Annotated in this window: 16 protein-coding genes; 8 read left to right on the top strand and 8 right to left on the bottom strand. The window is 61.7% G+C overall.

Annotated elements, in window-relative coordinates:
* The first annotated feature begins 44 nt into the window (after positions 1 to 44).
* Positions 45 to 647: a HupE/UreJ family protein gene (locus ASE04_RS05775; protein WP_056813389.1), complete on the top strand. Its 603-nt coding sequence runs from the start codon at positions 45 to 47 to the stop codon at positions 645 to 647.
* Between the two features lie 9 nt (positions 648 to 656).
* On the opposite strand, the gene ASE04_RS05770 is transcribed toward ASE04_RS05775, so the two are convergent.
* Positions 657 to 1,064, bottom strand: coding sequence for a response regulator (locus ASE04_RS05770; RefSeq protein WP_082597262.1), 408 nt, complete (start codon positions 1,062 to 1,064; stop codon positions 657 to 659).
* A gap of 279 nt (positions 1,065 to 1,343) precedes the next feature.
* Here ASE04_RS05770 and ASE04_RS05765 point away from each other — a divergent pair, with 279 nt between their 5' ends.
* From ASE04_RS05765 to ASE04_RS05735, 7 genes are all read left to right on the top strand, one after another.
* Positions 1,344 to 6,812: an alpha-2-macroglobulin family protein gene (locus ASE04_RS05765; RefSeq protein ID WP_056813386.1), complete on the top strand. Its 5,469-nt coding sequence runs from the start codon at positions 1,344 to 1,346 to the stop codon at positions 6,810 to 6,812.
* On the top strand, positions 6,809 to 8,890 hold the full coding sequence (gene pbpC / locus ASE04_RS05760) for a penicillin-binding protein 1C (RefSeq protein WP_056813384.1): 2,082 nt from the start codon (positions 6,809 to 6,811) through the stop codon (positions 8,888 to 8,890). The genes ASE04_RS05765 and pbpC overlap by 4 nt, the downstream gene beginning before the upstream one ends.
* A 109-nt stretch (positions 8,891 to 8,999) precedes the next feature.
* A complete protein-coding gene (locus tag ASE04_RS05755) occupies positions 9,000 to 11,486 on the top strand; it encodes a heavy metal translocating P-type ATPase (protein ID WP_056813382.1) in 2,487 nt (828 codons plus the stop codon).
* A 9-nt stretch (positions 11,487 to 11,495) separates the two neighbouring features.
* Positions 11,496 to 11,891: a Cu(I)-responsive transcriptional regulator gene (cueR, locus tag ASE04_RS05750; protein WP_056813380.1), complete on the top strand. Its 396-nt coding sequence runs from the start codon at positions 11,496 to 11,498 to the stop codon at positions 11,889 to 11,891.
* Between the two features lie 90 nt (positions 11,892 to 11,981).
* Positions 11,982 to 12,521 carry a sigma-70 family RNA polymerase sigma factor gene (locus tag ASE04_RS05745; protein ID WP_056813377.1) on the top strand — a complete coding sequence of 180 codons (540 nt, stop codon included), beginning with the start codon at positions 11,982 to 11,984 and terminating at the stop codon, positions 12,519 to 12,521.
* On the top strand, positions 12,508 to 13,272 hold the full coding sequence (locus ASE04_RS05740) for an anti-sigma factor family protein (protein WP_056813373.1): 765 nt from the start codon (positions 12,508 to 12,510) through the stop codon (positions 13,270 to 13,272). Before ASE04_RS05745 ends, ASE04_RS05740 begins: the two co-directional genes overlap by 14 nt.
* Positions 13,273 to 13,291: 19 nt before the next feature.
* Positions 13,292 to 14,008, top strand: coding sequence for a Bax inhibitor-1/YccA family protein (locus ASE04_RS05735; RefSeq protein ID WP_056813371.1), 717 nt, complete (start codon positions 13,292 to 13,294; stop codon positions 14,006 to 14,008).
* A 123-nt stretch (positions 14,009 to 14,131) separates the two neighbouring features.
* On the opposite strand, the gene ASE04_RS05730 is transcribed toward ASE04_RS05735, so the two are convergent.
* The 7 genes from ASE04_RS05730 to ASE04_RS05700 form a co-directional block, all read right to left on the bottom strand.
* A complete protein-coding gene (locus ASE04_RS05730) occupies positions 14,132 to 15,247 on the bottom strand; it encodes an RHE_PE00001 family protein (RefSeq protein ID WP_056813368.1) in 1,116 nt (371 codons plus the stop codon).
* Positions 15,248 to 15,365: 118 nt separating this feature from the next.
* Positions 15,366 to 15,725: a hypothetical protein gene (locus tag ASE04_RS05725; RefSeq protein ID WP_056813365.1), complete on the bottom strand. Its 360-nt coding sequence runs from the start codon at positions 15,723 to 15,725 to the stop codon at positions 15,366 to 15,368.
* 231 nt (positions 15,726 to 15,956) lie between these two features.
* Entirely contained in the window at positions 15,957 to 17,963 is a 2,007-nt protein-coding gene (locus ASE04_RS05720) for a CocE/NonD family hydrolase (RefSeq protein ID WP_056813360.1), read from the bottom strand.
* A gap of 34 nt (positions 17,964 to 17,997) precedes the next feature.
* Entirely contained in the window at positions 17,998 to 19,611 is a 1,614-nt protein-coding gene (locus ASE04_RS05715; protein WP_056813358.1) for an ABC transporter ATP-binding protein, read from the bottom strand.
* The gene (locus ASE04_RS05710) at positions 19,608 to 20,432 is read right to left on the bottom strand and encodes an ABC transporter permease (protein WP_056813354.1); all 825 of its coding nucleotides are present in this window, start codon (positions 20,430 to 20,432) and stop codon (positions 19,608 to 19,610) included. Before ASE04_RS05710 ends, ASE04_RS05715 begins: the two co-directional genes overlap by 4 nt.
* A complete protein-coding gene (locus ASE04_RS05705; protein ID WP_056813350.1) occupies positions 20,429 to 21,376 on the bottom strand; it encodes an ABC transporter permease in 948 nt (315 codons plus the stop codon). The genes ASE04_RS05710 and ASE04_RS05705 overlap by 4 nt, the downstream gene beginning before the upstream one ends.
* Positions 21,376 to 22,941 (bottom strand): ABC transporter substrate-binding protein, encoded by a 1,566-nt coding sequence (locus ASE04_RS05700; protein ID WP_056813674.1) that lies wholly within the window; start codon positions 22,939 to 22,941, stop codon positions 21,376 to 21,378. Before ASE04_RS05700 ends, ASE04_RS05705 begins: the two co-directional genes overlap by 1 nt.
* Positions 22,942 to 23,060: the final 119 nt, after the last annotated feature.

Raw genomic sequence — 23,060 nt, 5'->3', positions numbered from 1 at the left:
CATGCCATTTTGCTTTGCAGCAATAGATATAAAAAGGGGCACTCATGTCTTTAAGAAATATTACGTTCAATGCTGCTTTCGCGGCACTTCTGTTGGCGCCGACGCTGGCTTTTGCCCATACTGGCGTTGGCGGGACCAGCGGTTTTGCGCATGGATTTTCGCACCCGATGTCGGGGCTGGATCATCTGCTCGCCATGGTGATGGTCGGCGTTCTGGCCTGGCAGCTCGGCGGGCGCGCGACCTGGATTATGCCTTCCACCTTCGTGCTGGTGATGGCGTTCGGCGGCGCACTCGGTGTCGGGGGTATCTCCGTACCATTCGTTGAGGCCGGAATCGCATTGTCCGTTGTCGTGCTAGGTGCGATCGTCGCTTTCGGCATTCAGGCTCCTGTTGCGATTGTCTGCGGTCTGGTGGGCCTTTTCGCGGTCTTTCACGGCCACGCACATGGCAGTGAAATGCCGGCGGCTGCCAGCGCTCTCTCCTATGCCTCAGGCTTCATGATCGCGACGGCACTGTTACACGGCGTCGGGCTGGCGCTCGGCTATCTCGTCGGCAGGCTCGGAGACAGTCGCGGTCCGCTGTTGACGCGCGCGGCAGGCGGTATCGCCACGGTCGCTGGCATCGGACTTCTGACCGGCCTTATCTAAGACGGCCCTTCAGTACATGCTGCGGCGTGCCTCCACAGCACGGCGCAGCGTTTTCTCGACAGCCGAAGGCATCGCGGGTTTGGTGACCACCCCGAGCGCACCCGTCACCCGGCCTTCGACCACTTCCGGATTTCCGGTCATGAAGACGACCGTAACCCCATAGTCCTCGACAAGCCTGCGTCCGATTTCAGGACCTGTCGCCCCGTCCACAAGATTGACATCGACGAATGCGATATCCGCATGAGGTGCCAACCGCATGGCCTGGTCCTTGCTATTGGCCAGCCCGGCAACATCAAAGCCCATCGCCTTGACGGTATCCTCAAGATCCAGCGCGATGAACAGCTCGTCTTCGACGATCAGCACGCGATGGCCAGCAAAGCTCTCATCTTCCGGGTTACGATCTACTAAAGCGCCCACGACGCTCCCCTTTGTTCATTTCGACAAGGAACTTAGACCGGATGAACGGCTGGCGGTGAGATATGTTCCGGGGCGGAGCAGATTTATTTTCGTTTAAGATATTGTTAACGTTAAGAAATAATTACTTTCTCTTCATCTTTGTGAGCTGTGCGCCAGGCCGGGAAACCCTGTCGGCATCGAAAAGGCGTCGACCAAAAAGCGGGTACGCCGCGAGTTGACAAGCTTCGGCGAACGCCGGAAGAGTAAGGTCTACAGGGCGCCAGCACCTCGGGGGGTCTCATGTCTGCACGTCGAATCTTTGCGGCTGGTCTGGTCGCGCTCATGGCTACGCTCGGCAGTGTCCACGCAGCCGACACCAAGCGAGAGATCCAAACGATCAAGGATGCAGACTTCTTCGGCTTCGATCTTCGAACCGAGCAGAACCTGACGCTTGAGCAATGCAAATCCAGCTGCATAGGCGACAAGTCGTGCAAGGCGTTCACCTATAATCCCAAGGTGAAATGGTGCTTCCTCAAGTCCGACTTCAAGACGATGAATGCCTTCCCGGGCGCGATCGCGGGCAAGATCGTCGAGACCGCCGGTCAGCAGGAGCCGGACCTCGGCGCCGCGCCACGCATCACGTTCCTCTCCGGCGACGTCCTTCAACAGGCACGCGACGACAAGACCAATCTTGAGGTCGCCGACGATCTGAAGGACCAAACCGCAGACAGCCTGATCGCCAATGCCCGCATAGACCTTACCGCCGGAAACGTCACAGACGCCCTGAAGTCGTTTCGCAGCGCATTGGCGCTGACACCTGAGAGCGCCGACCTCTGGCTCGAAACGGCAAGAGCCGGCGACAGCTTCGTGAAGACAGACGCCAACAACGGCAGCGACATCTACGGCCAGGCGGTGCTCGCCGCGATCAACGGATACGACCTGACCCGTACAACGACGAACCGCGCCGACGCTCTGGCCGTTCTCGCCGCAGCGCTTGAAAAGAGCGGCAACTATCGCGGCGCGCTCAATGCCTACAAGGCAAGTCTGGCGCTCGTCAGTTCCAAGGAAGTCCAGGCGGCATTCCTGCAGCTGAAAGCCACTCAGGGCTTCCGGGTTACCGACCATACCGTCGACGCCGACAGTGCCGCACCGCGGGTGTGCGTGACGTTCTCGGAAGCGCTCGTCAAGACAGCCGATTATGCTCCGTTCGTAACGCTGGATGGCGCTGCGCCGAAGGCGATGGAAGCCAAGGACCGGCAGATCTGCATCGAGGGCTTGACGCACGGGCAGAACTACAAGATCGGCTTCCGCACGGGCCTGCCGTCCTCGGTCGACGAGGTGCTCGAAGCGCCCGTAAGCCTGAATGTCTACGTGAAGGACAGGAGCGCGAGCCTGCGCTTCACCGGCGACAACTTCGTTCTGCCGTCGACCGCACGGCGCGGCATTCCGCTCGTGTCGGTCAACCTCACCTCGGCCAATCTAAAGCTCTACCGCATCGGCGACCGTGCGATTGCACCATTGCTGACAAGCTCGCAGTTCCTGACCCAGCTCGACGGCTACAGCGCGCAGCGAATCGAGGACGAGAGCGGTGAACTGGTCTGGCAGGGTTCGATCGACATCGCCAACGACCTCAACAAGGACATCGTGACCAGCTTCCCGGTCGACGAGGCACTTCCGGAGCGCAAGGCCGGAGTTTATGTGCTCACTGCGACGCAGCCAAACGCACCGGACCAGGAATGGAATTCGCAGGCAACCCAATGGTTCGTCGTCTCCGATATCGGTGTCACGACCTACGCCGGTAGCGATGGACTGAACGTCTTTGCGCGGTCGCTCGCCTCGGCCAAGCCGCTTGGCGGCGTCGAACTGCAGCTGCTCGCCAAGAACAACGAGGTTCTCGGAACCGCGACGACAGACCAGGATGGCCGCGCTGTATTCACCGCGGGCCTGATCCGTGGCACAGCGGCGCTGACGCCGGCTGTCGTCACGGCGAAGAATGGTTCGTCGGACTATGTCTTCCTGGATATGACCCGGGCCGGCTTCGATCTTTCTGATCGCGGGGTAACGGGCCGTGCATCACCAGGCGCGATCGACATTCTGACGTGGACCGAGCGCGGCATCTACCGGGTCGGAGAGACCGTGCATGCGGCGGCCCTTGCTCGCGACAGCGACGGCAAGGCGATCGAAAACCTGCCACTGACTTTCATTTTCCTACGCCCCGACGGTGTCGAAGACCGGCGTATCGTCAGCCAGACAAGTGCTGCCGGCGGCTACACGATCGACCTGCCCGTCCAGCTAAATGCCATGCGCGGCACCTGGACAATGAACATCCATACCGATCCCAAGGGCAGCCCGATCGCTTCAAAGAGCTTTCTGGTCGATGATTTCGTTCCTGATCGCACCGACATGACGCTTGCCACCGAGGCCAAGGTCATCGGGCCGGAAACGCCTGCGACGATCAACATCAACGGCAAGTATCTCTATGGAGCGCCGGCCGCTGGCCTCACTCTTGAGGGCGATGTCGTGATCAAGCCGACGCGGCAGAGCGACCAGTTTCCTGGCTATCAGTTCGGCCTCGCCGATGAGGAGGCAAGTGAGGACAGCCGCCAGTCGATCGAAGGACTACCCGACCTCGATGAAAAGGGCGAAGGCGTCACCGACCTGACAGTCGGGGATCTGCCGGCAACGACGCAGCTTCTCAGCGCGACGGTCTACATTCGCATGCAGGAAGCCGGCGGCCGGGCGATCGAGCGGTCCCTGACCATACCGGTACAGAACCAGGGGCCGATGATCGGTATCAAGCCCGAATTCTCCGGCGACCTCGCCGAGAACTCGATCGCGAATTTCACGGTCATCGGTCTGGACGCGGAAGGCCAGCGCCAGGAGATGTCCGGGCTTCGCTGGAAGCTTCTGAAGCTCAACCGCGACTATCAGTGGTACCGCGACGGCACCGCCTGGAAATACGAGCCCGTCTACACGGCGGAACAGGTTGCGAATGGCACCATCGATGCCGGAACAGACGGCGGCAAGATATCGTCGGCAGTCGCCTGGGGACGCTATCGCCTCGAAGTCGAAAGCACGCAGGCCGATGGTCCAACTTCAAGCGTCGAGTTCGATGCCGGCTGGTTCGTCCAGGCAACCTCCACCGAGACCCCTGACGGCCTCGAGATCGCCTTGGACAAGGACAGCTACAAGATCGGCGAGACGGCCAAGCTGAAAGTTTCGTCGCGCTACGCCGGCGAACTGATGATCGCTGCCGGGACAGAGAACCTGATTGCCGTGAAGCAAGCATCGATCGGCGAAACCGGCGGCGAGGTCGATATTCCGATAACTGCCGAATGGGGCGCCGGTACCTATATTACTGCAACACTGTTTCGCCCCGGTGATGCCCGCGACAACCATATGCCGATGCGGGCAATCGGTGTGAAATGGCTGAAGGTGGATCCGGCCGAACGGGCTCTGCAGGTCAAGGTGGACGCACCAGAGAAAATGTTGCCGCGCGGCCCGCTCCCGATCGAGCTCGCGGTGGCCGGCGCGGGAGTCGGCGAAGAAGCCTATGTCACGGTCGCAGCCGTCGACGTCGGCATTCTCAACCTGACGCGATATGAAGCGCCGAACCCGGAAGACTGGTATTTCGGTCAGCGCCAACTCGGGCTCGAAATTCGCGATCTTTACGGGCGTCTGATCGACGGCTCGCTGGGCCAGACCGGAAAGCTCCGGACGGGCGGTGATGGCGGTGCGGTCGCCCTTCAGGGCAGCCCGCCCACGCAAAAGCTCGTCGCGTACTTCGCCGGGCCGGTTAAGCTCGATCAGGATGGCAAGGCGCATGTCTCCTTCGATATCCCACAGTTCAACGGCACGGCCCGCGTCATGGTCGCGGCCTGGACGAAATCCGGCGTCGGCCATGCGACGCGCGACGTGATCATCCGCGATCCCGTCGTCGTCACCGCAAGCCTGCCGAAATTCCTGGCGCCTGGCGACCGGTCCGAGCTTCGGCTCGACGTTGCCAACACGGATGCGCCAGCGGGCGATTACCAGCTTTCGCTCACCGGCAACGACGCCGTCTCTGTGGAAACGAAGTCTCAGACGCTGCATCTGGAGGCGGCCGCCAAGTCGTCGCTGACCCTCGCCGTAACCGGGCTCCAACCGGGTGACGGCAGTGTCTCGATCAATCTGTCGGGAGCCAACGGCCTTTCGCTCGATCAGAGCGTGGACGTCCCGGTGCGCCCAGCCGTGTTGCCGGTAACGGAACGACGGGTGATCGCGGTCAACCCGGGTGCCAAGCTCTCGATTGACAAGGCGCTGCTGGCAGACAGCGTCCTGCCCGGCGCCTCGGTAAGTGTGAGCGTAACGCGCTCGGCGGCGTTCGACATTCCCGCATTGCTGATGTCGCTCGACCGCTATCCTTTCGGATGCGCCGAGCAGACGACCAGCCGTGCGCTGCCTCTGCTTTATCTCAGCGAGCTGGCGGAACAGGCTGGCCTCGAGGATGATGCCGACGTCAAGAAGCGTGTGCAGGAAGCTATTTACCGCGTTCTTTCCTATCAGGCATCGGCGGGCAGCTTCGGCTTGTGGGGACCGGACAGTGGCGACCTCTGGCTGGATTCCTACGTGTCCGACTTCCTGACGCGCGCCCGGGAGCAGAAATACGATGTTCCCGAGCGGGCGCTCTCGCAAGCCCTGGAGAACCTCCAGAACGCGCTGAGCTACGATGTCAACGTGAAGGATCAGGGTGATCAGATCGCCTATGCGCTCTATGTCCTGGCACGCAACAAGAAAGCCGCGGTCAGCGATCTGCGCTACTATGCGGACACGATGATCAATGACTTCCCGACGCCGCTGGCCAAGGCACACATAGCCGCTGCCCTGGCATTGTATGGCGATGCGACGCGCTCGAAGAACATCTTCGTCGACGCCCTGCAGATGTCGGAACAGTCGATGATCACCCGCGTGAACCTGTCGCGCACCGACTACGGTTCGAACCTCCGTGATGGCGCAGCCATTCTCGCCCTTGCGGCGGAGAGCCGCCCCGTTCCGCCGATCGTCCCGGAACTGGCGAAAGCGGTAGCCAAGGAATGGGGTCGCAACAAGTACACAAGCACCCAGGAGCAGGCGTGGATGCTGCTGGCGGCGCGCGCGATCCAGGGCGGCGATGACTCGCTGAAGATCGACGTCAACGGCGCGTCCCACAGCGGCGCCTACATGGCGCGGATGTCGGGCGACGCCTTGCTCACCAACTCGCTCGAGCTCACCAACCGCACCAGCGACCCCGTCTCGGCGGTCGTGACAACGGTGGCCGCGCCCAGCGTGCCGCTACCGGCAGGTGGAGACGGCTTCGCCATCGAGCGCACCTACTACACGATGGACGGCGAGCAGGTGAATGTCAGCGAAGCAAAGCAGAACGAACGTTACGTGGCCGTTCTGCATGTCACCGAAAGCAACGCCTGGCCATCGCGGATCGTGATCACCGACCTGCTGCCGGCAGGATTCCAGATCGACAATCCGAACCTCGTGGACAGCGCGCAGCTCTCGAACTTCGATTGGCTGGGCGAGGTCACCGCGGCTCACACCGAGTTCCGCAGCGATCGCTTCGTGGCTGCCTTCAACCGGTCCGCGTCGGATGAGCGGGAAATCAACGTCGCCTATGTCGTACGTGCGGTCAGCCCTGGCGTTTACGATCACCCGGCGGCCGTGGTGGAGGACATGTACCGTCCGCAGTTGTCGGCCCGCACGGCGACCAGCAAAATGGAGGTCGTCGCGGCGCAGCCATGAGTTGGAAGCGCGCATCGGCGATTGCGATCGCGACCGGCCTATTCATTGCCGGCGTCGGAATTCTTGCGTTGAGGGCGGCAGATCGCGCCTTCCCGCCACCGCTGGAAACGGCCGGGGCAGTCTCGGCCGAAGTCCTGGACCGGGACGGCCAGCTTCTGCGTGCCTTTGCGACACCGGAAGGCCGCTGGCGCCTGAAGACGACGGTTGACGATGTCGATCCGCTGCTCCTGCGCATGCTCGTCGCCTATGAAGATCGCCGGTTCTACGAGCATGGCGGCGTGGATATTCGAGCGATCGGTCGTGCCGCGTACCAGTTGGTGACGAGCGGACACATCGTTTCGGGCGCGTCGACCCTTTCAATGCAGGTCGCGCGGCTGATTGAACCCCGGCAAGGCCGCTCCTTCGCTGCCAAGCTGCTACAGGTAGCACGCGCGATCCAGATCGAGCGGCGCCTGTCCAAGGAGCAAATCCTTGATCTCTACCTTACTCACGCCCCCTATGGCGGCAACCTCGAGGGTGTGCGCGCGGCAAGCCTCGCCTATTTCGGCAAGGAACCCAAACGTTTGAGCGTTGCGCAGGCAGCGCTGCTGGTTGCGCTGCCGCAACTTCCCGAGAGACGTCGCCCGGATCGCAATCTCGCTGCGGCGGAGACGGCGCGCAAACGCGTGCTTGAGCGCGCCGCCGTTTCGCACGCCATCGGCGAGGGTGAGGCGGAGCGCGCCCAAGCAGTTCTTCTTCCCGAGCGCAGGCTGCAATTGCCGTCTCTCGCTGCCCATCTCGCGCAAACGGCAGTCCGCCTTGAGCCCAGGGATCGCACCCATGCAACCACATTGCGCAAGCAGGTTCAGGAAGGCCTGGAGGCGACAGCGCGCGACGCGGAGCTGAAACTTGGTCCGAAGCTCTCGCTCGCCATGGTCATGGCCGATGCGCAGACCGGCGAAATTCTGGGCGAGGTTGGCTCGGCGAACTATTTCGATGCAAGCAGATCCGGCTGGATCGACATGACGCGCATCAGCCGGTCGCCGGGATCGACCCTCAAGCCCTTTATTTACGGTCTGGCCTTCGAGGAAGGTTTGGTCAGCCAGGAAACGATCATCGAGGATCGACCGGCAGACTTCTTCGGCTATCGCCCCCGCAATTTCGACATGAGCTACCAGGGTGACGTGACGGTGCGCGAGGCATTGCAGCTCTCGTTGAATGTACCGGCCATCAAGCTGCTGGACGCCGTCAACCCGGCCAAGCTGATGGTACGGTTTCGGCGCGCCGAGGTCCGCCCGGTCCTGCCGCCAAATGAAACGCCCGGCCTCGCCATCGGCCTCGGCGGTGTCGGCGTCACGTTGAAGGATCTTGTTCAGCTCTATACGGCGCTCGCCAACAACGGCAAGGCCGTGCGACTCGGCAACGGAGTGGACCGCCAGCCGGGAACGATCGATGGCGAGGCCCTGCTGGAGCCGGTGGCCGTCTGGAACATCACGGATATTCTCTCCGGCGTCATTCCGCCGGCCGGCGCCCCGCGCCGCGGCATCGCCTACAAGACGGGCACGAGCTATGGATACCGGGATGCCTGGTCCGTCGGCTATGACGGGCGTCATGTGCTTGGCGTCTGGGTAGGACGACCGGACAACGGCGCGGTGCCTGGGCTAACCGGCTACGGCACCGCCGCGCCAATCCTGTTCGATGCCTTTGCCAAATCGGGAATGGCGACGACACCGCTTCCGCGCCCGCCGCTTGGCGCCATCAGAATTGCCCAGGCCGAACTCCCCATCAGTCAGCGTCGCTTCGCAATCGGTTCGAGCGGCTTGCTGGCGACATCAGCCCGCGAGCAAGCGCCGCAGATTGTCTATCCGCCCGAAGGTGCGCATATCGACTTGGGCGCAACGAGCGGCGAGCTGGGGCCTCTCATGTTGAAATTGCAGGGGGGCCGATCCCCCTTCCGCTGGCTCGCAAACGGCAAGCCGCTGCCTGAACTTTCCCGCAGGCGCACCAATCAATGGATGCCTGACGGCGCCGGCTATTCGAAGCTGACGGTCATCGATGCGTTAGGACGGGCCGCAAGCGTCGGCGTCTTCATTGAGTGAACGGATCCGAGATTGCCGTTCAGAAGAACGGGCACATTTTGTTCTTGACCTTACAGTCGCTGGAAGGTTCATAACGAGCTCCAATGCCGGTTCGGCGAAGGAGACTGTCATGGATAGTACGCACTCACATCATCACCACGACCACCATCATGGTGAGGCGACGGGAGACGTGGTGCGCGATCCGGTCTGCGGCATGATTGTCGATCCCGCCGCCGGAAAACCAACCCTCACATACGAGGGTAAGACCTATCACTTTTGTTGCGACGGGTGCCGGACGAAGTTCCAGGCCGCTCCTCAGGATCACCTCGTCGCCAAGGATCCCGTCTGCGGAATGACGGTCGAACGCGCCAGTGCGCGCCATTTCCTGAAACACGGCGGCGAGAAGTTCTACTTCTGCTCCGAGCGTTGCAAGACGCGCTTCGAGGCCACGCCGGCCGATCATATGTCGGGCACGGTCGTGAACAAGCCTGTGCCGAAAGGCACGCTTTATACATGCCCGATGCATCCGGAAGTCGTCAGCGATCACCCTGGCGACTGCCCGAAGTGCGGCATGGCACTTGAGCCGATGGGCGTGCCACCCGCAGATGCGGGTCCAAATCCGGAGTTGGTCGACTTTACTCACCGGCTTTGGATAAGCGGCCTGTTGTGCCTGCCATTGCTGGCTCTGAGTATGGGCCCGATGCTCGGACTACCGATACGCGACTGGGTCGGCGAACAACTGGCTACCTGGCTGGAACTGATCCTGGCAACGCCTGTCGTTTTGTGGGCAGCCCTTCCGTTCTTCCGGCGGGCCTGGGCTTCGCTGGTCAATCGCAGCCCGAACATGTGGACCTTGATCGGCCTCGGAGTTGCGACGGCATATATCTACAGCCTCGTTGCCACGGTGGCTCCCGGTCTGTTCCCGCATACGGTCACCGGCCACGGAGGGAGCGTGCCTGTCTACTTCGAAGCCGCAGCCGTTATCATTGCGCTCGTATTCGTCGGCCAGGTGCTCGAACTGAAAGCCAGAGCGAGAACCGGCTCAGCAATCTCTGCACTGCTGGATCTGGCACCTAAGACGGCACGGCGCATTGATGGCAACGGAGCCGAGATCGATATCCCCGTCGATGACATTGTCATGGGCGACCGGCTGCGCGTGCGGCCGGGAGAACGCGTTGCCATCGACGGCAGCATCGAAGACGGGCAATCGACGATCGATGAGTCGATGATCACAGGCGAGTCTCTGCCCGTCGAGAAAGCCGTTGGCGACGGCGTCACTGCCGGCACGATCAACATGAGCGGCAGCCTGGTCATGAGGGCGGAGAAAGTCGGCGCCGACACCACGCTGTCTCGTATCGTCGAGATGGTGGTAAGCGCCCAACGCTCCCGCGCCCCGATCCAGGGTGTCGTCGACCGCGTCTCGGCCGTTTTCGTTCCAGCCGTCATACTGGCGGCAGTCGTCGCCTTCCTCCTCTGGTTCTTCGTGGGGCCGGAGCCGCGTCTGGCGCATGCGCTCATTTCTGCCGTCGCCGTTCTGATCATCGCCTGCCCGTGCGCGCTCGGTCTTGCAACGCCGATGTCGATCATGATCGCGACCGGTCGTGGTGCTCACGAGGGGGTTCTCGTCAAGGACGCCGAAGCGCTGGAGCGGCTCTCGAAAGTCGACACCCTCATTGTCGACAAGACGGGCACGCTGACCGAGGGCAAGCCGGAGTTGACCGACGTGATCCCGCTCAATGGCATCGACGAGCGGGAGCTACTTTCCCTTGCCGCGGCCCTCGAGCGCGGATCCGAACACCCACTCGCTGAAGCAATTGTGAAGGGCGCGCTTGCGCGTGGCATCACGATCCCGGATCTCTCGGAATTCAAGGCGACCGCAGGAAAAGGCGTTCAAGGACAGGTCGAAGGCCAGTCTATTACCTTGGGAAATGTCGCCATGCTCGCCGACCTCGGCGTGAGCCGCGAGGCAGCCGATGCGCAAGTCGAGCAATTGCGCGATGGCGGCAAGACCGTGATGTTCGTCATGGTCGATGGCACCCTCTCCGGCCTCATCGCCGTCGCCGACCGCGTCAAGCCGACCACGGCCGCCGCGATCGAGGCGCTGCACGCAAGCGGGCTGCGGATCATCATGGCAACGGGTGACAACGAGCGCACCGCGCGCGCGGTCGCCAAGAGCCTGCGCATCGACGAGATCCTCGCCGACGTGCTGCCTGATGGAAAGAAGGCCCTGATCGATGACCTGCGCAGCAAAGGCAAGGTCGTCGCCATGGCCGGCGACGGCGTCAACGATGCGCCGGCCCTGGCCGCGGCCGATGTCGGGATCGCCATGGGTACGGGTGCTGACGTTGCCATGGAAAGTGCCGGAATTACCCTCGTGAAAGGCGATCTTAACGGCATCGTTCGCGCGCGGCGGCTGGCTCTGGCGACAATGACGAATATCCGCCAGAACCTCACCTTCGCCTTCGGCTATAATGCACTCGGTATTCCAGTTGCCGCCGGTCTTCTCTACCCCGCCTTCGGCCTGCTGCTGTCGCCGATGATCGCGGCCGCGGCGATGAGCTTGTCGTCCGTGTCGGTCATCGGCAATGCGCTGCGGCTGCGCCTTGCCAAGCTATAGGAGAGCGACATGAACATCGGTGATGCTTCCGACCAGTCCGGCCTGCCGTCAAAGACCATCCGCTACTACGAGGACATCGGACTGATCCGGCCGGATCGCGCAACCAACGGTTACCGCGATTACGCGGCGGCCGACGTGCACAAGCTACGCTTTCTCCATCGCGCCCGCGGTCTCGGCTTCTCCGTCGAAGAATGTCGCCAGCTTCTGGCGCTTTACGACGACAAGAGCCGCGCAAGTGGCGACGTCCGCGAATTGACCGTGGCCAAGCTGGCGGAGATCGATCGCAAGATCCGGGAGCTCACGCAATTGCGCCAGACGCTCGAACATCTCGTCCATTCGTGCCATGGAACCGAACGGCCGGATTGTCCCATTCTTGAGGAGTTATCGGACGGAGCAGCGCCCTGAGACCGGGCCTTTGCTCGTGGCGGAACCGGTAATTTCGATTTTTTTCATCTAGCCGGGAATAAATCGTCACGCTGCTCCGTATACTCAATCATGGAACGGAAAGAACGCCCCTTTGATGTCATTGGCCAGCTGGCAGCGCTTCGGCGCTACGCCCGTTCGCTGGTGCGCAATTCGGACGAGGCGGAGGATCTGGTCCATGATGCCTTAATCCGGGCATTTGAAAAGAGGCAGAGCTTCCGTCGGGCTGGTAACTTGCGTACGTGGTTGCTCTCGATTCTGCATAACGCTCACATAGACCGCGTCCGGCAGAGCCGGTCCCTGATACGGCGGCACGATGAGGCCGCCGCCCAGGCCGACCAGTCTCTGCCGGCCGGCCAGGAACATGCCGTGCGCCTCAAGCAGGTCCGCGAAGCATTCTTCGAGCTTCCGGAAGAGCAACGCGAAGCACTGCATCTCGTGGCGATCGAGGATCTCTCCTATCAGGAAGCTGCGACGGCTCTTGGTATTCCGATCGGAACTCTGATGTCGCGCATCTCGCGAGCGCGAGCGCAATTGCGGGAGTTCGAAGAAGGGGCACCCCGAAAGAAACACCTGAGATTGATCGAAGGAGGCGGCAATGAAAATAACTGATCCAATCGTCGATGCCGATCTCGATGCGTATGTCGACGGCGAACTCGATGTCGCACGCCGAATTCAGGTTGAATCCTACCTGTCGGAGAACCCGGCTACGGCGGCCAAGGTCATGGCCGATCTCAGCATCAAGGGCGAACTCAGACTGGCCCTTGTGAACGAGAGCGCCTTTGGTCGTCCGGAAACCCGCGACGCCGCACGCAGGCTCGAAAGAGGTTTGGCTTATGGCCGCTTCTTTCACGCCGTTCAGCGCATAGCCGCGGTTGCGGTTATGGTTGCGGCCGGATGGGTCGCCCACACCTCTTTTGGCGCCTTCACGGCGACGGAAGTGGCAGCCTCGGTTCCGGCGCCGGCGTTCGTCGAAGATGCCGTGCGCGCCTACAAGACGGCTCTCGTGCGCCAGTCCGTATCCCAACCGACCACAGTCTACAAACCGGAAGACATTCGTGCGGCAACCGCCGTGGTGATGCCGCAGCTCCCCTCGGATTGGACGATAGCCGATGTGCAGATATTCCCCTCCGAATTCGGACCGAGCGTCGAGGTTTCGCTGGACACGAACGAAGGCAAGCAGCTCTCGCTGTTTGCGGTCCGCCCCGGCGCCTTCGCCGTTCAGTCCGTGAAGCACATGGCGCTGGACAACGCGGAGGTTGCCTACTGGCAGATCGGCGACGTCGCCTATGCGCTCGTCGCCGGCGACCGCACGATTCCATTGGACCGGGCAGCTGAACAGCTTGTCCGAACCTTATACTAGTTCACTCGAGGAGATCAGTATGAACCCGATCAATCCCCGCTATGGCCTCGGCTCGGCCGCCGGCTCTCAGGCGATGTTCGACGAAGGCTTGCGCCAGCACATGCTGCGCGTTTACAACTACATGGGCATCGGCCTCGTCATCACAGGCATGGTGGCCTTCATCGTTGGCAGCACCCCTGCGCTTTACGTGCCGATCTTCCAGTCGCCGTTGAAGTGGGTGGTCATGCTGGCGCCGCTCGCCTTCGTCTTCTTCTTCTCTTTCAAGATCCAGACGATGTCGGCAAGCGCTGCGCAGATGACTTTCTGGGCTTTCTGTGCCGTCATGGGCCTGTCGCTCGCCTCCGTTTTCCTGGTCTTCACTGGAACCAGCATCGCGCGCACCTTCTTCATTGCGGCCACGATGTTCGGCACGACCAGCCTCTATGGCTACGTGACCAAGCGTGACCTGTCCCGCATGGGCTCGTTCCTGATGATGGGCTTGATCGGTGTGGTGATTGCCAGCGTGGTCAACATCTTCCTTGGCTCGAGCGCTCTGCAGTTCGCGATCTCGGTCATCGGCATCGTCGTCTTCGTCGGCCTGACCGCCTACGACACGCAGAACATCAAGGAACAGTTTTCGGAAAACCACGATCAGGAATCGAACCAGAAGCTGGCCGTCTTCGGCGCGCTCTCGCTCTACCTGAACTTCGTCAACATCTTCCAGCTGCTGCTCAACTTCACGGGCGAGCGGGAATAAGAGACAAGCGCTTCTGGGGGCAATGGAAGCGCTCGAGCGCCCGATCCGCACTCTGTGACAGGATGCGCGGATCGGGTGTTCACCCATCGGGGGTCGTGTGAGAAACACGGCCCCTCTTTACTTTTAGAGAATGCCCCAGGCGCGATATCGGCCACGGCCGGTAATCTCTCGCACACCGATATCATTCAGCAGATTGAGCGCACCACGGCTGGTGACCCCCAATTCCTTGGCCACCATTGCCGAGGAAACGATCGGGCGGGACAGAATGAAGTCGGCAAGCTCGGGAAGACTGCTGTTGGAGCGGCGATCCCTGAAACGAAGCTCCATCTGCGTATGCGCGAGCGATAACCGATCCATCTCCTTCATCCCCAGAGCCGCGCCTTCCGCCATCCCCTGCAGAAAAGCCTGCAGCCGCGTGCGACGGTCTTTTGCGCGCCGGAGTTCATGGCGAACCGTCCGTAGACCGGCGTGGAAGGAAAACAGGTGGGACGTGACCTTTCCGCGGGCGCGGAGATAACTCGATACCAGCAAGCCGCCTAGCCAGTGTTGCCGCCGCAAGGGCTCGATTTTTTCCCAACCCTCGAACAGGAGGGCCGCCCCAAGCACGCACGGCATCGTGTCGGCCAGAGGAATGAGACGACACCACTCGTGCAAACGCGAGGCTTCGTCCCACTCCTCGTCGTCGAACAGTCCCATCGGATCACCGGCGGCCTTCGACGGCGCAGGTCTTGTCGATTGATCCGAAACCGGCTTTCCGAGATGCTCATCGAGAAGCCTGGTGGAGCGCTCGAGCACGGCATCAATCTCGGCGAGTTCGGCGGAAAGCAACGTCTCGGTGTCTTCATCTTCATTGGGTTCTGCCGCGCCGGTTCGCGAAGCCTCTCCCGCGTAGCCAGCGGCGCCCGAAAGCACGGCAAGGCCAGCCCTGGTCAGCGGCCAGTTCGCATCGCTCGTCCAAAGCCGCCGCCTCGCTCGCAAGACGGCGTGGGCGATGGTCAGCTCGTGGCTCGGCGCCCGGCTATCCATATGCGCGTCGTGCAGGACGAGATCTTCGACATGGACCAGTTCTCCCGCCACCCACATCGCGCCGACGGCATCGAAAAAGTGCCCACGTTCGGCAAAGCCCTGCGCGACCGACGAGCGTTGCGCACGCTCATCAAGGCGAGCCAGACCGTCCTCGGCCATAACGATGTCCGGCAGCAGCTGTTTGATCAGCGAAGCATCGATTTCGTATCGCATGCCTGGAGGTTTATCGTTTGCACGAAGAGAAGCAAACAGCCAAATCGCTTCCGAGGTCTATCGATAGCACAGAGCGCAGACAGATGCGCAAGGCAAAGTCCGAGCCGTATTTCCGGTTCTACTCTTGCTCGGCGCCGCGTTTATCGCTCTGCGCAGCCTTCAGCAACCGCTTGATGTCCTGCAGGCGGCTATCGAGCCCGTTGTAACCGGCCTGCATGATATCGATGTCGTGGAGGTAGCCGATTGCGGCCAGCTCTCTCATGAGGTCGCCGATCACGACGTCGACGCTACGCGCCTGGCCTTTGGATTGGCCCTGCAACTTGGCGAGATCGACATTGTCGACAGGCTTGCCCACGACATTGTGCAGTTCCGCGATTCCAGTCAGGAGGTTGCTGAAGCGCTTTGGCAGATCCGCAAGCGCACCTTCCCCTTCGCAAGCGGTGATAAGGCGGACGGCTCTGTTCTGGAATTCGCTCATGGTGTTCCGATGGCACTAATCGAAGGATATCTGTAGGCAAATCTACCTACCCGAGAAATCCTAACAATTACCCTCAAAAGGGTCCGCGACGACGGCAATTCGGCCGATCGAAAGCGTGGAACGGAAGCTAACTCACGCTGCAATATAGGTGCGGAATGGAACACGGTGACCGGGCAGCACGTGCCCGGTCACCGTGAGAACATCGCCTGCTTGGGACCAGGCGGTTCCGTGTCAGAGGAAGTCGCGTGCGATCGTCTGATCCCATTGACGGGTTACGACGACCGTTCCGTTCTCCTTCGCCTCCAGCGTGCCGGAGAGATAGAAGTTCGTGGCGTCGGAGCGCATTTCGGTGCGGCTCGCGATATCGATCCGCCAACCATCGCGACCCATCTCGTAGCGCTGTGTCAGCACATAGCGAGCCGAGAGCGGATCATCATCATGAACCGTGAGTTCCCGTTTGAGGCTGTGACCGAGTTGCGTATCGATGTCGTCGAAACGCAGAACGCCCTCGCCAAAGAGCCCGCCGATCCCTTCCGTCACATAGGTCGTCTGGCCGGTGACGTGGTCCTGCTCCGTCCAGCGGCGCACGCTGCCGGGATCGACTTGCGTGATGGGCGTGAAGGGACCGTGTGCCGGAGCCTCGAATGCGACGGTCTTCTCCTGTTGGCGCTGCGGACGCACGGGAAGCTCAAGAGCGCTCTCACCGGCCGCGATCGAAAGCGTCACGGCTGCCGGTGCCGGCCACACCATCGGCCAGTAACCGGTCGCAATCGACAGACGGACGCGGTGGCCCTTCTCGAAGCGATAGCCGCAATCGTTGAGCTTGATCGCGACATCCATCGGCTTGCCGGGCACAAGCGCTTCCGGCGCTTCGTGACTGACGTGATGGTTGAGGTTGAACACCTGATAGCTGACGCGTGTCACGCGCCCATCAGGCAGAACATCCGACAAACGCAGCGAAATCTGCGCCACAGGCTGGTCGGCCGAAAGCTTCAGCTTGACGACAGGAGCACCCAGAACGTCAAACGCCTGCTCGAGAACGTCGGTGTCGAACACCAATGCGCCGCCGTCGTCGAACCGCTGATCGGTCGGATGCTCACCGATGCAGCCGGTGGCCATCCATTCCCCACCCGCTTTGCCGTGGCTCTGCGGAGACGAGACCGAAAGCATACCCTGCCGTACGGCAGCCGGGCCCATCGCACGATCGGCGCCGAGTACTAGTCGCCGCGTCTCGATCTCTTTCGATGGCCAGTTCTCCTCGCCGACCCAGCGACCGGGGGTAAAATCGCGTGATCCGTTCGGCTCGATCGTGTCGCTGACGTAAGCGCGAAGCATCGGCTCGTCCATGACGCCGGTGTCTTTGCCCTTCAGCCATTGATCCCACCAGCGCACGGCCTCCTGCAGGAACCCGATCGCCGGACCCGGCGCGCCGTCCTGCGGATAGACGTGGCCCCACGGGCCGATGATCCCGCGCCGCGGCACCTGCAGGTTCTCAAGCAAACGCGGGACAGCGTTGGTATAGCTGTCGGCCCACGCTCCGATCGCCAGGACCGGGCACTGGATCGCCGACCAGTCCTCGCAGACGGAACCATGCTTCCAGTATTCGTCGTACCGCTGGTGCTCGAGCCACAGGCCGGGGAAGAACGGGAGCTGTTCCAGGCGCTCGATCCAGCGCGCGCGCCACTCATCGCCGACGATTTCCGGATCCAGCGGCCGGCTCTGATAGGCCAGCATGATCGTGCCCCACCAGAGATTGTCGTTGAGCAGCAGGCCGCCCATGTAGTGGATATCGTCGGTGAAGCGATTGTCGGTGGAATAGGCGGTGATGATCGCCTTGAGGGCCGGCGGGCGACGCGCGGCAACCTGGAGGCTGTTAAACCCGCCCCAGCTCTTGCCCATCATGCCGACGTTGCCGTCGCTCCAGGGCTGAGCCGCGATCCAGGCGATCACCTCGAGCGCGTCGTCCTGCTCCTGCTTCAGGTACTCGTCGGCCATGTGGCCGTCGGATTCGCCGGTGCCACGCATATCAACGCGGATGGCGGCATAGCCCTGTTCCGCGAAATAGCCGTGCATGGGTTCGTCGCGGCCGCGTGTCCCGTCGCGCTTGCGGTAGGGGATATACTCCAGGACGGCAGGTACCGGCGCGTTGTCAACGCCATCAGGCAGCCACAGGCGCGCACCGAGACGCACGCCGTCGCTCATGGTGATCCAAATATGCTCTTCAACCGTGACGGTCATTGTCTTTCCAGCATTCATGAGGGGAAATAGGCTGTCAGGCGGCCGGCTGGCCGCGAGACTTGAGTACGTCATCGAGCCAGTCGCGCCGCAGCTCCGGGACGGAGGCGATCAGCTGCTCGGTGTAGGGTGCATGCGGAGGCCGGAAGATTTCGCTGGTCGCGCCTTCCTCGACGACGCGTCCATGCTGCATCACCATGGTCCGATCCGCCAGGCGCTTCACAACGCCGAGATCATGGGTGATGAAGAGATAGGACACCTTGAGTTCGTCTTGAAGCTTGCGAAGCAGCTTCAGGATTTCTTCGGCGACCAGCGGATCGAGCGCGGAAGTCACCTCGTCGCAAATGATCAGGTCCGGCTTGGCCGCAAGAGCGCGGGCGATGCAGACGCGCTGCTTCTGGCCACCCGACAGGGCGCCCGGCAGCCGCTCTGCGAAATCGGCAGGCAGCCCGATCAGTTCGAGCAGGCGCGCAACTTCAGCGCGGCGAGCCCTGTCTTTCATTCCGAAGTAGAACGACATCGGCCTGCCAATGATCTCACCGACGGTCTGGCGCGGATTGAGCGCGACATCCGGCAATTGGTAGACGAGCTGAATGCGACGCAGTTGCTCCTTCGAACGCTTTCGATAGGCCGCGGCAAGGCGTTGACCTTCAAGGTCGATGGTGCCGGTGCCATGCGGTGGAAGACCGGCGATCACACGCGCAAGCGTCGATTTTCCCGAACCGGATTCGCCGACCACGGCGAGTGTTTCGCCGCGCCGGATCTGGCACGAAACGTCCGTCAGCACCTGCTTCTTGCCGTAAAACGCGACCGCGTCCTTCACCTCGAGCAGAATGTCGCCCGCCCGATGCGACGAGCGATCCCCGACAATGCTTGCTTCGCGTTCGGCGACGAGCCTGCGGGTATAGTCCTGCTTCGGCGCCTCAAGCACCTCCGCCGCCGTTCCCAACTCAACCATCTTACCGTGCCGCAGCACCATGATGCGGTCGGCGATCTGCGCCACGACGGCAAGGTCGTGGGTGATGTAGAGAGCAGCGGTGTTATAGCGCTGGATGAGCCCTCGCAGGAGCGCCAGGACCTCGATCTGCGTCGTGACGTCAAGCGCGGTCGTCGGCTCGTCGAGCACCAGGATGTCGGGACGGCATGCCATCGCCATCGCGACCATCGCGCGCTGCAGCTGACCACCGGAGACCTGATGGGGGTAGCGCTGTGCGAAGGTGCTGGGATCCGGCAACTGCAGAGCAGTCAACAGCTCCAGCATCCAGCTTTCGGTCTCGGCGCGGTTCATGAGACCGTGATAAAGCGGCCCTTCCATGATCTGCTGGCCGATGCGCTTGGCGGGGTTGAACGAGGCCGCAGCACTTTGCGCAACGTAGGCAATCTTCGCCCCGCGCACCCCTTCTCGCGTCGCGCGCGTTCCATCCATCAGCGATGTCGTGCCGACAACGATACGTCCGTCGGTAATGCGGCAGCCACCGCGGCCGTAGCCCATCGCGGCAAGGCCGATCGTCGACTTGCCGGCACCGGATTCGCCGATGAGGCCGAGAACTTCGCCACGGGCGAGGTCCACATCGACGCCGTCGACCAGAGTGGCGCCCGTGGGTGCCTTAACGACAAGGCCACGAATGGAAAGGATCGTTTCGTCGCTCATCGGTCGGCCCCCTGTACCGCAGTTCGGGTGGCTAGCAGCCAATCGACAACCAGATTGACGCCAATGGTGAGGATGGCGATTGCGGCAGCAGGAAAGAGCGGCGCGTAGAGGCCGTAGAGGATCGCCTGCTGATTATCCTTCACCATGCCGCCCCAATCGGCGAACGGCGGCTGAATGCCAAGCCCGAGGAACGACAAGCCGGCCACGAACAGGAAGGTGAAGCAGAAGCGCAAGCCGAATTCCGCGATCAACGGCGGCAGCGTGTTGGGCAGGATTTCCTTGCGGATCAACCATCCGAGCCCCTCGCCCCGAAGGCGCGCGGTTTCGGCATACTCCAGGACATTGACACCCTGGGCGACAATTCGGGCCAGACGGAAGACGCGGGTGGAATCGAGCAGAGCGATGGTGATGATCAGCACCGGCAGCGACGAGCCCAGGGCCTGGAGCACGACCAACGCCGAGATCAGCACCGGAATGCACATGACCGTATCGATGATGCGCGACAGGACGGTGTCGACCCAACCGCCGAAAATCGCGGCGAGGAAACCGAGCGGCACGCCGACAGCAAAGGAAATCAGGGAAGCCGACAGCGATACGCCGATCGACATCTGGGCGCCGTAGAGAAGGCGCGAAACCATGTCACGACCGTTCTGATCAAGGCCGAACCAGAAATCCGCGGAAGGAGGATCAAACGGCCCGCCGACGATCTGCTCCTGTCCATAGGGCGCTATCAGCGGACCAAAGGCAAAAAAGATGAGGTTGACGGCAACGATCGTCAAACCGATCCACGCCGTCAGTGGAATTGTCTTCAGAACTTTCATCGAGGATGCCTCAGGCGCGGATTAAGTGCGATGGCGGCAACGTCGGCCACGATGTTGAGGATCACGTATGCTGCACCGAAAACCAGGGCGGCGGCCTGGACCAATGGCAGATCGCGTTTGGAGACGGCGTCGACCATGAAGCGACCCAAGCCGTTGTAATTGAACACCGCTTCGACCAGCACCACGCCTGTGATCAGGTAGGCAATATTGAAGGCCACGACATTGACGATCGGCGCGGCGGCATTCGGCAAGGCGTGACGGGTGACGACCCGGCGGGTGCGCAGCCCTTTCAGATAGGCCGTCTCCACATAGGCTTGATCCATCACCGACAGCACGGCGGTGCGTGTCATGCGCATCATCTGCGCAACCGTCACGAGGACGAGCGTCAACGCAGGCAGCGCTGTTGCCTGCACCCACTCCATGAAGGTCATGCCGTCATAGGTGTCGGCCAGACTCGGCAGCAGGTTGAAGCGGATGGACAGGAAGAGGATCAGCAGAAGGCCCAGGAAATACTCCGGCAGCGACACGAAGGCCAATGCGAGAATATTGACGATCCGGTCGAAGATCCCGCCGCGATTGACGGCGCTGAGAAGACCGAGAACGATTGCGACCGGGACGCTGATAACCGCTGCGAATGCGGCAAGAGCCATCGTGTTCCAGAAGCGTGGCCACAAGAGTTCGGCGACCGGCTGCTGGTTAGCGAGCGAGTTGCCGAGATCACCGGTGAGGAAACCAGCAAGCCACGTGACATAACGCTGGAGGATCGGCTGGTCGAGGCCGAGCTGACCGCGGAGCACGGCAAGCGATTCCGGCGTTGCGTTCTGGCCGAGGATTGCCGAGGCAACGTCGCCGGGGAGGAGTTGGGTACCGGCGAAGATCAACGCCGATACCAGGAGAAGGGTCAGGATGCCTAGAGCAATCCGCCGGAGGATAAGACGTGCCATTACGATTCTAGCCAGACCTTTTCTGCCAGGCGCGCGCCCATGAAGTTGAACATCGGATGTGTCGTCACACCCTTCAGCTTCTTGGACGTCGCATCCAGATAGTCGCCGAACATCGGGATCATGGCGCCGCCCTCGTTTGAGATCAGCCCCTGCAGTTCAGCGTAGATTTCCTTGCGCTTCTGGTTGTCGAGAAGAGCGCGTGCCTCAAGCAGCTTGGCATCGAACTTCTCGTTTTTCCAGTGCGTGTCGTTCTGCGCCGAGGTGGACGAATAGGCGATCGTGAGCATCTGGTCAGCGGTCGGTCGGCCACCCCAGTAGGACATGCAGAATGGCGCTTTCATCCATACATTATCCCAGTAACCATCGGCCGGCTCGCGCTTGATCGAGACGTCGATACCGCTTGCGGCAGCACCTGTGCGGAAGATGGCAGCAGCATCGACGGCGCCCGAGAAGGCGGCATCCGAGGCCGACAGCGTCAACTTCAGATTATCGAGGCCAGCCTGCTTGAGATAGAACTTCGACTTCTCAGGATCGTAAGGGCGCTGCGGCAGGTCAGCGGCATAGAAGGGATCGGTGCTCGGGATCGGGTGATCGTTGCCGATGCGGCCGTATCCGCGCAAAGCGGTCTTCAGCAGCTGCTCGCGGTCGATGGCATGCTTCACGGCGAGGCGGATGTTGTTGTCGGTGAACGGCGCATGCGTGCAATCCATCAGGAAGGTGAAGTGCTGGCCGCCTGCCGACTGCACGATATTCAGGTTCGGGTTGCGCTTGAGCAGATCGACCGTCTTGAAGTCGAGTTGGTTGATCGCGTGGACCTGGCCGGACATCATGGCGTTGGTACGCGCGGAAATGTCGTTGATGACGATGACTTCGACGGCATCGACCCAGGCCGCATTCGGCTTCCAGTAGCTTTCGTTTCGCTTGAAACGGGCACGTACGCCCGGCTGGTAGGTGTCGTAGACGAACGGGCCGGTGCCGACAGGCTTGTTGAAATCGGTCCAACCATCCGGCACCACAAGGAAGTGGTAGTCGGAGAGGATGTAGGGAAGGTCAGCATTGCCGCTTGTCAGTGTGATCTTGATTTCAGACTCCGAAACCTTGGCGACATCGGCAAACTGCGCGGCGACGGAGCGGGCGCCCGAGCTCGTCTCACCGCGATGAAGGTTCAGGGAGTAAATGATGTCGTCGGCGGTGAGCGACTTGCCGTTATGGAATGTCACGCCCTGGCGCACCTTGAAGGTCCACTCAACCGCGCCGGGCTTGGTTTCCCAGCTTTCGAAGAGTTCGGGAACGGCATTGTTGTTGGCGTCGATTTCGACCAGACCGTTCATGACCATGTAGGCCTGGTTCACGGGAACCCAGTCTTTCAGGATACGTGGGTCGAAATTGTCGGTCGTGCTGCCGCCGCCGATACCGAGCTTGAGGACGCCACCCTTCTTTGGTTTTTCGTCGGCCGCCAGCGCGGGCATGCCGATCAGGCCCGCGGCTGACATCACGCCAAACCCTGCTGTGCCGGCCATGAAGCCGCGGCGCGTGAGTTCAAAGGTGGGTTTGTTGCTCGACATCGTATTGTTCCCTTCGTTCACGGCGTTTTCGCCATGGAAATTTAAGCGGCTGGCCTAGCGCACATCGGCAGGCATGACTAGGCCAGCAAAACCGTCATCCGGTATGACTTTTAGTCATA

The organism is Rhizobium sp. Root708 (genome assembly GCF_001429725.1).
Taxonomy (GTDB): Bacteria; Pseudomonadota; Alphaproteobacteria; order Rhizobiales; family Rhizobiaceae; genus Rhizobium.
This window is presented reverse-complemented; position numbering and strand designations above follow the sequence as displayed.

Excerpts from the sequence above, each read along its gene's own strand:
- ASE04_RS05755 (WP_056813382.1), top strand. The coding sequence starts at position 9,000 with ATGGATAGTACGCACTCACATCATCACCACGACCACCATCATGGTGAG.
- ASE04_RS05765 (WP_056813386.1), top strand. The coding sequence starts at position 1,344 with ATGTCTGCACGTCGAATCTTTGCGGCTGGTCTGGTCGCGCTCATGGCT.
- ASE04_RS05775 (WP_056813389.1), top strand. The coding sequence starts at position 45 with ATGTCTTTAAGAAATATTACGTTCAATGCTGCTTTCGCGGCACTTCTG.
- cueR (WP_056813380.1), top strand. The coding sequence starts at position 11,496 with ATGAACATCGGTGATGCTTCCGACCAGTCCGGCCTGCCGTCAAAGACC.
- ASE04_RS05710 (WP_056813354.1), bottom strand. The coding sequence starts at position 20,432 with ATGAAAGTTCTGAAGACAATTCCACTGACGGCGTGGATCGGTTTGACG.
- ASE04_RS05735 (WP_056813371.1), top strand. The coding sequence starts at position 13,292 with ATGAACCCGATCAATCCCCGCTATGGCCTCGGCTCGGCCGCCGGCTCT.
- ASE04_RS05745 (WP_056813377.1), top strand. The coding sequence starts at position 11,982 with ATGGAACGGAAAGAACGCCCCTTTGATGTCATTGGCCAGCTGGCAGCG.
- ASE04_RS05715 (WP_056813358.1), bottom strand. The coding sequence starts at position 19,611 with ATGAGCGACGAAACGATCCTTTCCATTCGTGGCCTTGTCGTTAAGGCA.
- ASE04_RS05705 (WP_056813350.1), bottom strand. The coding sequence starts at position 21,376 with ATGGCACGTCTTATCCTCCGGCGGATTGCTCTAGGCATCCTGACCCTT.
- ASE04_RS05740 (WP_056813373.1), top strand. The coding sequence starts at position 12,508 with ATGAAAATAACTGATCCAATCGTCGATGCCGATCTCGATGCGTATGTC.
- ASE04_RS05700 (WP_056813674.1), bottom strand. The coding sequence starts at position 22,941 with ATGTCGAGCAACAAACCCACCTTTGAACTCACGCGCCGCGGCTTCATG.
- ASE04_RS05720 (WP_056813360.1), bottom strand. The coding sequence starts at position 17,963 with ATGACCGTCACGGTTGAAGAGCATATTTGGATCACCATGAGCGACGGC.
- ASE04_RS05730 (WP_056813368.1), bottom strand. The coding sequence starts at position 15,247 with ATGCGATACGAAATCGATGCTTCGCTGATCAAACAGCTGCTGCCGGAC.
- pbpC (WP_056813384.1), top strand. The coding sequence starts at position 6,809 with ATGAGTTGGAAGCGCGCATCGGCGATTGCGATCGCGACCGGCCTATTC.
- ASE04_RS05725 (WP_056813365.1), bottom strand. The coding sequence starts at position 15,725 with ATGAGCGAATTCCAGAACAGAGCCGTCCGCCTTATCACCGCTTGCGAA.